Source organism: Pseudomonas sp. MF5691, from assembly GCF_016405645.1.
Classification (GTDB): Bacteria; Pseudomonadota; Gammaproteobacteria; order Pseudomonadales; family Pseudomonadaceae; genus Aquipseudomonas; species Aquipseudomonas shahriarae.
In genome coordinates this window covers 243,388-255,091 of record NZ_JAEKDC010000006.1, presented here as the reverse complement: position 1 = coordinate 255,091, position 11,704 = coordinate 243,388, and the positions used below count along the sequence as shown (strand labels likewise).

Sequence of the window (11,704 nt, the reverse complement as noted above, 5' to 3'; positions counted from 1 at the left end):
CCACCGACTGTAGTTTCGCCCCTCCCCAGGCCATACATTTTCAGTAATGGCCTTGTGACAATATTCCACCTGTACGAGAATTATTCTCGCTACAATCCCCGACTTTCCCCCGGCACGGACGCCGTTCGCATCGTCATCCATGAGACGTCACATGCTTACCGGCAGTTATTCCCCCGCGTTGGTCCTGATCTCCCTGTTTGTGGCCATCCTGGCGTCCTATACCGCTCTGGACCTGACCGGTCGGATTGCCACCGCCAAGGGCCGGGCTGTGTACCTGTGGATGGCCGGCGGCGCCCTGGCCATGGGGATTGGCGTGTGGTCGATGCACTTTATCGGGATGTTGGCGTTTCGCCTGCCGATTGCCCTGGGCTACGACATCGGCATAACGGCGCTGTCGCTGTTGATCGCCGTCCTGTCCAGTGGCTTCGCCCTGTGGCTGGTCAACCAACCGCGTCTGCCGGCCTGGCAACTGGGGTTTGGCGCCTTGATCATGGGGGCGGGGATCAGCACCATGCACTACACCGGCATGGCCGCCATGCGCATGATGCCGGGCATCGACTACGACCCCACCTTGTTCATCGCCTCATTGCTGATTGCCGTGGGGGCCTCGGCCGCCGCGTTATGGATTGCCTTCAAACTGCGGCGCAACACCCCCTATGTACGCCTGGCACGGAGCGCTGCGGCGGTGGTGATGGGCGTGGCCATCGTCGGCATGCATTACACCGGCATGGCGGCGGCGCGTTTTGCCGATGGCAGTTTTTGCGGGGCGTCGGTGGATGGCCTGAGCGGCACCGGCCTGGACAATCTAGTGTTGGTGACCACCCTGGCAATCCTGGCCTTCGCGCTATTGACCTCCTTGCTCGATGCGCGCCTGGAAGCACGCACCGCTGTGTTGGCCGATTCCTTGAGCCTGGCCAACCAGGAACTCACCCACCTGGCCCTGCACGACACGCTGACCGGCCTGCCAAACCGTACGCTGCTGGCCGATCGCATTCAGCAGGCCACCCAGTTGGTGGCGGAGCAAGGTGGGTGTTTTGCCCTGATGTTTATCGACCTCGACGGTTTTAAACCGGTCAATGACGCCTTCGGCCATCATCTGGGTGACCAATTGCTGCGCGAGGTGGGCCTGCGCCTGCGCGAAGACCTGCGCGGTCAGGACACCCTGGCGCGGATCGGCGGCGATGAGTTCGTGTTGCTGGTGCAGTTGAGCCAGCCCGACGATGCGCTGCGTCTGGCCGAACGCCAGGTGGGATTGATCAACCAATCGTTCCGCGTAGCCGAGCATGACTTGAGCATCTCTGCCAGTGTCGGCATTGCCCTGTTCCCCGGTAACGGCGCAACGCCCCAGGAACTGTTGATGAATGCCGATGCGGCGATGTATCACGCCAAGAGCATGGGCAAGAACGGCTACAGCTTTTTTGATGTGTCAATGAACACCAATGCGCGCAAGCAACTGCAACTGTTGCAGGATTTGCGCAAGGCGGTTGAACAGCAGCAGTTGCGCCTGTACTACCAGCCCAAGTTCGACGCCCTCAGCGGTCGCGCCATCGGTGCCGAAGCCCTGTTGCGCTGGGAGCACCCACAACACGGCCTGTTGCTGCCGGACAAGTTTATCGAGTTGGCGGAAAAAACCGGGGTGATCATCGCCATCGGCGATTGGGTGCTCAACGAAGCATGCCGGCAAATGCAGGTGTGGTTTGCCCAGGGGTACCGGGACTGGCGTATTGCGGTGAACCTGTCGGCCCTGCAGTTCTGCCATGCCGGGCTGGTCACCAGTGTGGCCAACGCCCTGCAGCGCCACCAGTTGCCGGCCAATAGCCTGACCCTGGAAATCACCGAAACCACGGCTATGAGCGATGCCGATGCGAGCATGCGGGTGTTGCAGGAACTCTCGGAAATGGGCGTGGATTTGTCCATTGACGACTTTGGCACCGGCTACTCCAGTCTGATGTACCTCAAGCGCCTGCCGGCCAATGAGCTGAAAATCGACCGTGGCTTTGTGCGCGACCTGGAGCACGACAGCGACGATGCCGCCATCGTCTCGGCAATTGTCGCCCTGGGCCAGGCCCTGGGCCTGCGCATCGTTGCCGAGGGGGTCGAGACCGACATGCAGCAGGATTTCCTCACGCGCCTGGGCTGTAACTCGCTGCAAGGCTACCTGCTGGGCCACCCACTGCCGGCGGATACCTTTATGAGCGCCATCGTGGCCAGGGAGCGCTTGACCCCACCGTGAGATCAATTGACCCCGGTCCATGCAAAACCTGGCAGGCGCAGGTATTCTTGGATCCAACAGCTCAGGTTGAATGGGGAGTCACTACGCATGGACAAAGTCGTCATCATCACCGGTGGCAGTCGTGGGATCGGCGCCGCCACAGCCTTGCTGGCGGCCCGACAGGGCTATCGCATCTGCATCAATTTCCAGTCCGATGAAGCCGCCGCTCTGCGGGTACTGGAGCAAGTGCGCGCACTCGGTGCCCAGGCCATTGCGGTGCGCGCCGATGTCAGCATCGAAGACGAAGTGATCAGCCTGTTCAACCGCGTCGACACCGAACTGGGGCGCGTCACCGCGCTGGTCAACAATGCCGGGACCGTCGGGCATAAATCACGGGTCGATGAGATGTCCGAATTCCGTATCCTGAAAGTCCTCAAGACCAACGTGCTGGGGCCGATCCTGTGTGCCAAGCATGCGCTGCTGCGTATGTCGCCCAAACATGGCGGGCAGGGTGGCAGCATCGTCAACGTCTCGTCGGTGGCCTCGCGCATTGGCGCGCCCGGTGAGTATGTGGACTATGCGGCGTCCAAGGGCGCGCTGGACAGCTTCACCGTTGGCCTGTCCAAGGAAGTGGCGGGCGAGGGGATTCGTGTCAATGCCGTGCGCCCCGGCTACATCTACACCGAGTTCCATGCCCTGAGCGGCGACCCGGATCGGGTCAGCAAGCTTGAGTCTGGCATTCCCATGGCCCGCGGCGGGCGCCCGGATGAAGTGGCGGAAGCGATTGTCTGGCTGTTGTCGGACAAGGCGTCCTACGCCACCGGGACGTTTATTGACCTGGGGGGCGGCCGCTAGCAGGCCTGCCGTAACGCGTCAAAAGGTAGGCAGCACCGAGTAGCCTTTGCGGGCGAACTGGTCCAGGCGGTCAGCCTCGGAGTTGTGCAGGATGACCACACCCCTTTCGGAAAACCCGTCTATCTTGCCGTTGCGCTCCTCACTACCGTCGAGCTTGCACTCGTCCAGGTTATCAATGAAGCGCAACACCTTATCCAGATCGTAGGCGGCGTTGGCGCGAGCGTCCGGGTCTGGATTGGCTTGTGTCCAGTCGCCCAGATGCCGCTTGAGATCCCGGTCCAACTGCCAGCGATCGTTACCGTCGACGTAGTCCTTCAACACTGCACTCTGTTCGATAATCCTTTCCGCCGAACGGTGATCCCCTGCAGGGCGCCCCATGGGGTCAGTCAGTTGGCGGACTTCGCGCTGTTCTGCGACCCGCATGTAGTTGGGTGGGATGGGCAATGGAAAATGAAAAAATGGTGGTAGGACATTGTTCATGGCACCTCTCTTTTTTGAGTGAAAAGAGGCGAATGTTAAACCGCGCAATCACGCGGTCCAACGGCACCGTTGAGCTGATCTATTTCAAGGCGTTTTTCAAAACGAACGCACAATCCGCCCCAGCGTCTCCATGGCCTTTTCCGCTGTTTCATCCCAGGGGCTGCCGTAATTCAGACGGATACAGTTACGAAAACGCTGGGTCGGCGAAAAGATCGGCCCCGGTGCAATGCTGATGCCCTGGGCCAGGGCCATCTGGAACAGTTTCAGCGAGTCGGTCTGCTCCGGCAGCTCCAGCCACAGGAAATACCCGCCGGCGGGCTGACTGACCCGGGTTTGCGCCGGAAAGTAACGGGCGATGGCCGCGAGCATGGCACTTTGCTGTTCTTCCAGGGCATAACGCAATTTGCGCAGGTGGCGGTCGTAGCCGCCGTGTTGCAGGTAATCGGCAATGGCCGCCTGGGCCGGCATCGAGGCGCAGAGCGAGGTCATCAGCTTCAGACGTTCAATCTTTTGCGCGTAGCGGCCTGCCGCAACCCAGCCCACGCGATAGCCCGGGGCCAGGCTCTTGGCGAAGGAGCCGCAGTGCATCACCAGGCCTTCAGTGTCGAAGGCCTTGGCCGGCTTGGGCGCCTGTTGGCCGTAGTACAGTTCGGCGTACACATCGTCTTCAATCAGCGGCACCTGGTGCCCGCGCAACAACTCGACCAGCTCCTGCTTCTTGGCCTCGGGCATGGTCGCACCCATGGGGTTCTGGAAGCTGGTCATACACCAGCAGGCCTTGATCGGGTAGCGCTCCAGGGTCTGGGCCAGCACCTTCAGGTCAATGCCATCACGCGGATGCACCGGAATCTCCACGGCCTTGAGCTTCAAGCGCTCCAACACTTGCAGGCAGGCATAAAACGCCGGGGCCTCGATGGCCACCAGATCGCCAGGCTCAGTCACCGCTTGCAGGCACAGGTTCAGCGCTTCCAGGGCACCGTTGGTGATCAGCAGCTCTTCCATGGGCAGCATCAAGCCACCGACCATGTAGCGCAGGGCGATTTGCCGACGCAGTTGCGGGTTGCCCGGCGACATGTCCGTGACCACCATGCGCGGGTCCATTTCGCGGCTGGCGCTGGCCATGGAGCGGGCCAGGCGTTGCAGGGGGAACAGCGTCGGGCTGGGGAAGGCCGAGCCGAAGGGCACGGTCTGCGGATCCTTGATCGAATCCAGTACCGAGAACACCAGCTCACTGACGTCCACCTCGGTGGATTCGTGAACATGGGCGCTGACTGCCGGCTCCGAAAACGGGCTGGGCGCGTGGGTGTTGACGAAATACCCGGAGCGCGGCCGCGCCCGGATCAGGCCGCGGCGCTCCAGCAGGTAATAGGCCTGGAACACCGTGGAGGGGCTGACGCCATAGGTCTGGCTGGCATAGCGCACCGACGGCACCCGCTGGCCCGGCCCGAGGACGCCGGAGCGGATCAGTTCAGCGATGTCGTCGGCAAATTTCTCGTAGCGTTTCATCGTGATCCTAATGTTCTACAGCGGTCAAAATGTGGGAGAGGGCTAGCCTGCTCCCACAGGGGATTGCGTGGGTCAGCGGTTCAGCGGCGCGACAAAACGGCTGTCGGCGACACTATAAACACTTGGCTCGTCGATATCCGTTACCTTGAAACGGATGGTTTGCGAGCTGCTGGTCGGCTTGTCACGGGTCAGCGCCACAGACACCGGCACATCCGTGATCTCTCCGGGCGCCAGGCTGATCTCGGTCTTGCCCTGTAGCTGGAAGCCTTCACCATCCACCAGTTGCACGCGGTAATCCTGGCGTTGCTGGGTCTTGTTGATGATCTTCAAACTGTAAATGTTCTCGATCAACCCCTGGCTGTTCTCCCGGAACATGCCACGGTCCTTGGTGACGTCCAGCGAGACCATGGGCCGTTGCACCAGTGCCATCACCAGGGCGGCGATCATCACCAGCAGCACGGCACTGTAGCCGATCAGGCGTGGCCGCAGCAGGTGGGTCTTGCCACCCTGCAACTGATGTTCGGAGGTGTAACTGATCAAGCCCCGGGCATAACCCATTTTATCCATGATCGAATCGCAGGCGTCGATGCAGGCGGCGCAGCCGATGCACTCCATCTGCAGGCCATCGCGGATGTCGATGCCGGTGGGGCAGACCTGCACGCACAAGTGGCAGTCGATGCAGTCGCCCAGGCCCACATCGGCCGGGTTCACATCGCGTTTGCGCGGGCCACGGCTTTCGCCACGGGCGGCGTCGTAGGAAATGGTCAGGGTGTCCTTGTCGAACATCACGCTCTGGAACCGTGCATACGGGCACATATGCATGCACACCGCTTCCCGCAGCCAGCCGGCGTTGATGTAGGTGGCGCCGGTAAAGAACAGCACCCAGAATAGGCTGACACCGCCCATCTGCCAGGTCAGCAGCTCCTCGGCCAGGGGCCGGATCGGGGTGAAATAGCCGACAAAGGTCAAGCCGGTCAGCACACTGATTGCCAGCCACAGGGTGTGTTTGGCGGCGCGACGCGCCAGTTTATTCACGCTCCAGGGCGCGGCCTGCAGCTTGATCCGCTGGTTTCGCTCACCTTCGGTGACTTTCTCGCACCACATGAACAGCCAGGTAAACGAGCTTTGCGGGCAGGTGTAGCCACACCAGACGCGGCCGGCAAATACCGTAATGGCAAACAGCCCGAAGGCACAGATGATCAACAGCGCCGACAACAGGATGAAATCCTGGGGCCAGAAGGTTGCGCCAAAAATATGGAACTTGCTTTCAGCCAGGTCCCACAACACCGCCTGGCGTGAGTCCCAGTTCAGCCACACGGTGCCAAAAAACGCCAGGAACAGAAAGCCTGCACCGTTTATGCGCAAGGTCCGGAACAGGCCGGTGAAACTGCGGGTGTGAATCAGGTTGTCGCTGGATTTGGCCTTCATCTTCTTTGGATGTGCAGGCTCGAAATTTTCTACTAATCGGACGGGGATTCTATCGCTCATGGTCTTTCGCTCATCAGCCTCCATCAGGCGGATGAACTATGGGCCGCGATCTGTTTGCATAACAGACTCAGGTAAAACCATAAAAAGCGGATCAGATGAGTTTTTAGCGCGCCGCTGCGACAATGTGCAGCACCCCGCAAGCCGCGGGGCCGGTGCCTGGATCAACAGCACGCAAGGCATGCTGATCCAGGTCAATCAAATCACCGAATCACCGGTGCTGGCCTTGAGGTGCTTGCGCCCGTCAATGGCACCTGCGACGGTCAAGGCGTCGGCCTCGGCTTCGGTGATGTAGATCCGTTGGCCGTCGATCTCGACCGCCGACATGGATTTGTCGCTGTCGGTAATCACCGTCACCTCCAAAACGCTGCAGCGTTGTTCTTCACCGTTGTCGTCGGTCTTGAAATAGCAGGTCTGGTTTTCGATACGTACGGGCATGGTCTTCTCCTGGTTGTTCGGTGCTGTTCATTAGGTGACGCTCACCGGCCAATGGTTCGGCGCAACTGACTGGCGGTCGTTGCTGTCCATCTTCTATCTCCCATGAAAAGGACAGGACCATGGACGCCTGGTGGCAAGAAGTCTGGCAAACCCTGCAAAGCGAATTCGCCGATATCGGCGATGCGCGGCAACTGACGCAAATCACCCTACGCCTGCTGATCGCCGCGATTCTGGGTGGCATCCTGGGCTTTGAGCGCGAACAGAAAGGCAAGGCCGCCGGTGTGCGCACCCATATGCTGGTGGCGATGGGCGCAGCCTTGTTTGTGCTGGTGCCACAGATGTCCGGCTCCCAGGCAGACGCCATGAGCCGGGTGGTGCAGGGGGTGATCGCCGGTATCGGTTTCCTCGGCGCGGGGACGATTCTCAAGGGCAAGGAGGAGGACACTGGCCAGCACGTCAAGGGCTTGACCACCGCAGCCGGCCTGTGGATGACCGCCGCCATCGGGGTGGCGGCGGGGTTGGGCAAGGAGTCCACTGCGGTACTGAGCACCGTGCTGGCGCTACTGGTGTTCAGCGTGATGCCAAGGATTGTGAAACTACTAGACAAGCCTTAGCTTCGGGCTCCTACACGATAACTGGCGGCATAGTCGTAGGCGGTTCTTCCTTTGCCGGTGGCACGCTTTCCGGCGGTTCCTGTTCGGGAATCGGCGCAGGCTCGGTCGGCGGCAAGGTCGGTGTATCAATATTCGGGTCGGGTGTTTCAGCAGGAATCGGGATGTTCATCGCGGTGGCCTCGTTTGTGTTTTGCTCAATCGGTGGACAACCGCCACGGCCGATTGATTCCCGCCCGGTGGCGGCACACCCCTCTGAACGTTCCGCCGGCCATCGGGCTCGGACCTTATGTGGCCGGTTCAGGAAGAGCCCGCCTGCAGCACTGACAATCAAGCACTAGAGCGTCCTACCCGGATTAGCTCATGGTCTTTCGCTCATCAGCCCCCGCAAGCCGTGGGGCCGGTGCCTGGATCAACAGCACGCAGGGCGTGCTGATCCAGGTCAGTCAAATCACCGAATCACCTGTGCGGCCCTTTAATCACCGCCGCCTGCTCAGGTCACCAGATCGCTGTAGGTCACTTCACCAAACACCTTGACCACGAACGGTGGCTTCCCGGGATCGCCTGCGATCATCACCACGCTTGTGTGGGTACCCGGGAGGTAGTGAATCTGCATTTCACCGCTGGCGCCTGAGAAGTTCTCTACCAGGTTAAGGGGTTTATTACCCAGTTGGGCACGAACTCCCGAGACATCGAGCTTGTCACGGCCGTGGGCAAAGTTCATGACTTCGCTCGGCGCTGCCAGGATCGATTCGCCAATATTGCCGAAGGTGAAGGTTTGGCTGCTGCCTTGGGCAGGTGGATTGTCCCAGGGCTGGGGTGTCTGGGTTGTCTGTATCGGCGGGTTATTCTCCGGTGTTGGCTTTGCCTGGGACGGTGTCTCATCCGTTGGCGTGTCCTGGGGGAGTGCGTTCAATGATTGGCCGAGGCCGGAAAGGGCCTTGGCGGTGCCTGCGCTATCGCGCTTGCGCTGCTTGATATTCACTTCCTCCAGACGCAACTCTTGCTCGACTTCCTGGCTGGCCCTGAAATCCGCCTCGGGGTCGCCGGTGTTCATGCGTGATCTGATTTCATTCTTACTCAACCCAGGGACCTCCACGGCTGCCGCAGTATCTTGCAGATGCTCGAGGTTTGTTTGGCTCAAGAATGTCTTGAATTCGTTGAGTTGCCTGATCGTTCCGGCGGCATTGGGGCCATTCTGCATCGTGCGGATATTGGCCGGGCTCAACAACGTGCGCAGTTCGCTGAGACGGCTCCTGGTCTCCATGGAAAACGGCTCGCGCAACATTTGTATGACACTGTCGCGGTTCAATAACTTGCCAACTTTGTCGGCTATTACAGAGCCTGCGTCAGGCGTTTGTGGGCGAGGCTTGGCCTGTGCAGTGGCGGCCTCGGACTGCCGGGAGGGATAGCCACGCTCGGCAGGCTTTGCGTCAGGCTGGCGCGTGGTTTTGAACTGTGAGGTAGGCGTTGGCTGCTGACGCGGTCTGTCAGGCGTTTTTGTTCGTGAGGGGGCACTTGGGCCGGCCTTGAGCAAGCGCAGAATCTCTTGAGAATGATTAAGTGGCACTTTTTCAGGAAGCGACGTGATAGGTCGGTACGGCTGATGATTAGCGGGTTGAATTGACATGATGAGCCCTCGCATGGGTTTGACGTGATGCATGCGCAAGTCAGCCTATCTTCGGGCGAAGGCGATCGACTTCAGTGCTTTCGGGCTGCTTGGTAGGACGTATCTCTAATGCTTGCCCGATCGCGGGCAAGCAGCGACGCTTTTCAGGCGACGACCGGTGGCGCGGTTTGCGGTGGGTCTTCCATCGGTGGTGGCTGGTTTTCAGGTGGCTCCTGCTCGGGAATCGGCACTGGCTCAGTGGGCGGCAGTGGTGGCTTGTCTATATTGGGCTCTGGGGTTCGTGCGGGATCGGGATACTCATCGGTATGGCCTCCTTTGTGCTTTGTTGTATCGGGGACAATCGGCACGACCGATTGATTCCCGCCCGGCGGGCGGCACATCCATCTGAACTTTCCGCGAGCCACCGGGCTCGGACCTTATGTGGCCGGCTCAGGAAGAGCCCGCCTGCAGCACTGACAATCAAGCACAAGAGCGTCCATGGGGCGTAAGGGGAGATGCTCGATGACGGCTGAAATACCCGGATTACCACTGTCCCAGGCACTGTTGCTGCCCAGGATCGCCATTGAAGACACGATGCCGGTGATTGATGCCGGCGCATTCGCGGTCAAGGCCGTGCAAGGGCAATCCATCCACGTTACCAGCAAGGTGTTCGCCGACGGCCATGACCAGTTGGCCGTGTTGATTCGCTGGCGGTCGCTGAGTGAAGACAACTGGCATCGCGAGGTCATGGCAGACAAGGGCAACAACACCTGGGAAGGCACTTTCGACGTCACCCTGCAGGGCCCGCACCAATATTGCATCGAGGCGTGGATCGACCATTTCGCCAGTTTCTGCTACGAACTGGGCAAGAAACACACCGCCGGGGTTCCCGTCAGCCTGGAGCTGCAGGAAGGTCGCCAGCAGGTCTTGCAAGCCGCTGAACGCAGTGAAGGTGAGCTGCAGGAGCACTTGCAGCAATTGCATCAACAATTGTCCGGGCTGCTGGAAACCGAGCAGGTCGCGTTGTTTCTGCACGAACACAGTGCACAGCTGATGGCCGAGGCCGATTTGCGCCCCTACCTGAGTATCAGCCCGGTGTATCCACTGGATGTGGAACGGCCACAGGCGCTGTTTGCCAGTTGGTACGAGCTGTTTCCGCGCTCGATCACCGACGATGCGGCGCGCCACGGCACCTTCAATGACGTGCATGGGCGCCTGGCGATGATCCATGACATGGGCTTTGACGTGCTGTACTTCCCGCCGATCCACCCCATCGGCCGTAGTCACCGCAAGGGCAAGAACAACTCACTGACCGCCGGCCCCGAGGATCCCGGCAGCCCGTATGCCATCGGCAGCGAGGAGGGCGGCCATGACGCCATCCATTCGCAGCTGGGCACCCGCGAGGATTTCCGCCGCCTGGTAGCCGCCGCCGCCGAGCACGGCCTGGAGATCGCCCTGGACTTTGCCATCCAATGTTCCCAGGACCACCCCTGGCTCAAGCAGCATCCCGGCTGGTTCAACTGGCGCCCGGACGGCACGATCAAATATGCGGAAAACCCGCCGAAGAAATACCAGGACATCGTCAACGTCGACTTCTATGCCACCGATGCGATCCCCAGCCTGTGGCTGGAGTTGCGCGATGTCGTGCTGGGCTGGGTCGAGGAGGGGGTCAAGACCTTCCGCGTCGACAACCCTCACACCAAGCCGCTGCCGTTCTGGCAATGGTTGATCAGCGATGTACGGGCCCAGCACCCCGAAGTGATCTTCCTCGCCGAGGCCTTCACCACCCCGGCGATGATGGCGCGGCTGGGCAAGGTCGGTTATTCCCAGAGCTACACCTATTTCACCTGGCGCAACACCAAGGCCGAATTGAGTGAGTACTTCACCCAGTTGAACCAGTCGCCCTGGCGTGAATGCTACCGGCCGAACTTTTTCGTCAACACCCCGGACATCAACCCGGGCTTTCTGCATGAGTCCGGGCGCCCCGGCTTTTTGATCCGTGCCGCGCTGGCCACCATGGGCTCGGGCCTATGGGGCATGTACTCGGGTTTTGAGCTGTGTGAAAGCGCGCCGGTGCCGGGCAAGGAAGAGTACCTGGACTCGGAAAAGTACGAGATCCGCCCCCGGGACTTCAGTGCCCCCGGCAACATCATTGCCGAGATTGCCCAACTCAACCGCATCCGCCGGCAAAACCCGGCACTGCAGACACACTTGGGCCTGACGCTCTACAACGCGTTCAACGACCACATCCTGTACTTCGGCAAGCGCAGCGAGGATGGCAGCAACTTCATCCTGGTCGCCGTCAACCTCGACCCGTTCAACGCCCAGGAGGCGCATTTCGAGCTGCCGTTGTGGGAGATGGGCCTGCCGGACGACGCCCAGGTGCAGGGCGAAGACCTGATGAACGGCCATCGCTGGACCTGGTACGGCAAGATCCAATGGATGCGCATCGAGCCCCATATGCCATTTGGCATCTGGCGCGTAACCCAGTCTTGAGTCGGATGCAGA

The 11,704-nt window shown here is 60.6% G+C and carries 10 protein-coding genes; 4 read left to right on the top strand and 6 right to left on the bottom strand.

Annotated elements, in window-relative coordinates; genetic code table 11:
* Positions 1 to 151 precede the first annotated feature (151 nt).
* Together JFT44_RS11890 and JFT44_RS11885 are read left to right on the top strand one after the other, a co-directional pair.
* Complete coding sequence (locus JFT44_RS11890) at positions 152 to 2,233, top strand: bifunctional diguanylate cyclase/phosphodiesterase (protein ID WP_169989689.1); 2,082 nt, start codon at positions 152 to 154, stop codon at positions 2,231 to 2,233.
* Positions 2,234 to 2,320: 87 nt separating this feature from the next.
* Positions 2,321 to 3,067 carry an SDR family oxidoreductase gene (locus tag JFT44_RS11885; protein WP_057959466.1) on the top strand — a complete coding sequence of 249 codons (747 nt, stop codon included), beginning with the start codon at positions 2,321 to 2,323 and terminating at the stop codon, positions 3,065 to 3,067.
* An 18-nt stretch (positions 3,068 to 3,085) separates the two neighbouring features.
* On the opposite strand, the gene JFT44_RS11880 is transcribed toward JFT44_RS11885, so the two are convergent.
* The 4 genes from JFT44_RS11880 to JFT44_RS11865 all read right to left on the bottom strand — a co-directional run bounded on the left by JFT44_RS11880 (position 3,086) and on the right by JFT44_RS11865 (position 6,976).
* Entirely contained in the window at positions 3,086 to 3,547 is a 462-nt protein-coding gene (locus JFT44_RS11880; protein WP_233093262.1) for a hypothetical protein, read from the bottom strand.
* Between the two features lie 96 nt (positions 3,548 to 3,643).
* Positions 3,644 to 5,053: a GntR family transcriptional regulator MpaR gene (gene mapR / locus JFT44_RS11875; RefSeq protein WP_057436622.1), complete on the bottom strand. Its 1,410-nt coding sequence runs from the start codon at positions 5,051 to 5,053 to the stop codon at positions 3,644 to 3,646.
* 72 nt (positions 5,054 to 5,125) lie between these two features.
* Entirely contained in the window at positions 5,126 to 6,541 is a 1,416-nt protein-coding gene (gene ccoG, locus JFT44_RS11870) for a cytochrome c oxidase accessory protein CcoG (protein ID WP_198830709.1), read from the bottom strand.
* Positions 6,542 to 6,736: 195 nt separating this feature from the next.
* Positions 6,737 to 6,976 carry a DUF3203 family protein gene (locus JFT44_RS11865; protein ID WP_057436618.1) on the bottom strand — a complete coding sequence of 80 codons (240 nt, stop codon included), beginning with the start codon at positions 6,974 to 6,976 and terminating at the stop codon, positions 6,737 to 6,739.
* A gap of 119 nt (positions 6,977 to 7,095) precedes the next feature.
* Between JFT44_RS11865 and JFT44_RS11860 the strand changes: the two genes are divergently transcribed.
* Positions 7,096 to 7,590, top strand: a complete 495-nt coding sequence (locus JFT44_RS11860; RefSeq protein ID WP_057444089.1) for an MgtC/SapB family protein — start codon at positions 7,096 to 7,098, stop codon at positions 7,588 to 7,590.
* A gap of 10 nt (positions 7,591 to 7,600) precedes the next feature.
* On the opposite strand, the gene JFT44_RS11855 is transcribed toward JFT44_RS11860, so the two are convergent.
* Together JFT44_RS11855 and JFT44_RS11850 are read right to left on the bottom strand one after the other, a co-directional pair.
* The gene (locus JFT44_RS11855) at positions 7,601 to 7,759 is read right to left on the bottom strand and encodes a hypothetical protein (RefSeq protein ID WP_162947732.1); all 159 of its coding nucleotides are present in this window, start codon (positions 7,757 to 7,759) and stop codon (positions 7,601 to 7,603) included.
* 321 nt (positions 7,760 to 8,080) lie between these two features.
* On the bottom strand, positions 8,081 to 9,217 hold the full coding sequence (locus JFT44_RS11850) for a M10 family metallopeptidase C-terminal domain-containing protein (RefSeq protein ID WP_198830708.1): 1,137 nt from the start codon (positions 9,215 to 9,217) through the stop codon (positions 8,081 to 8,083).
* A 501-nt stretch (positions 9,218 to 9,718) separates the two neighbouring features.
* On the opposite strand from JFT44_RS11850, the gene JFT44_RS11845 reads away from it, so the two are divergent.
* Positions 9,719 to 11,692, top strand: coding sequence for an alpha-1,4-glucan--maltose-1-phosphate maltosyltransferase (locus JFT44_RS11845; protein ID WP_057959470.1), 1,974 nt, complete (start codon positions 9,719 to 9,721; stop codon positions 11,690 to 11,692).
* The last annotated feature ends 12 nt before the right edge of the window (positions 11,693 to 11,704 follow it).

What these genes read in the sequence shown, in the direction of transcription:
- JFT44_RS11890 (WP_169989689.1), top strand. Translation starts at nt 152, where the DNA reads ATGCTTACCGGCAGTTATTCCCCCGCGTTGGTCCTGATCTCCCTGTTT.
- JFT44_RS11885 (WP_057959466.1), top strand. Translation starts at nt 2,321, where the DNA reads ATGGACAAAGTCGTCATCATCACCGGTGGCAGTCGTGGGATCGGCGCC.
- JFT44_RS11880 (WP_233093262.1), bottom strand. Translation starts at nt 3,547, where the DNA reads ATGAACAATGTCCTACCACCATTTTTTCATTTTCCATTGCCCATCCCA.
- mapR (WP_057436622.1), bottom strand. Translation starts at nt 5,053, where the DNA reads ATGAAACGCTACGAGAAATTTGCCGACGACATCGCTGAACTGATCCGC.
- ccoG (WP_198830709.1), bottom strand. Translation starts at nt 6,541, where the DNA reads ATGAGCGATAGAATCCCCGTCCGATTAGTAGAAAATTTCGAGCCTGCA.
- JFT44_RS11865 (WP_057436618.1), bottom strand. Translation starts at nt 6,976, where the DNA reads ATGCCCGTACGTATCGAAAACCAGACCTGCTATTTCAAGACCGACGAC.
- JFT44_RS11860 (WP_057444089.1), top strand. Translation starts at nt 7,096, where the DNA reads ATGGACGCCTGGTGGCAAGAAGTCTGGCAAACCCTGCAAAGCGAATTC.
- JFT44_RS11855 (WP_162947732.1), bottom strand. Translation starts at nt 7,759, where the DNA reads ATGAACATCCCGATTCCTGCTGAAACACCCGACCCGAATATTGATACA.
- JFT44_RS11850 (WP_198830708.1), bottom strand. Translation starts at nt 9,217, where the DNA reads ATGTCAATTCAACCCGCTAATCATCAGCCGTACCGACCTATCACGTCG.
- JFT44_RS11845 (WP_057959470.1), top strand. Translation starts at nt 9,719, where the DNA reads ATGACGGCTGAAATACCCGGATTACCACTGTCCCAGGCACTGTTGCTG.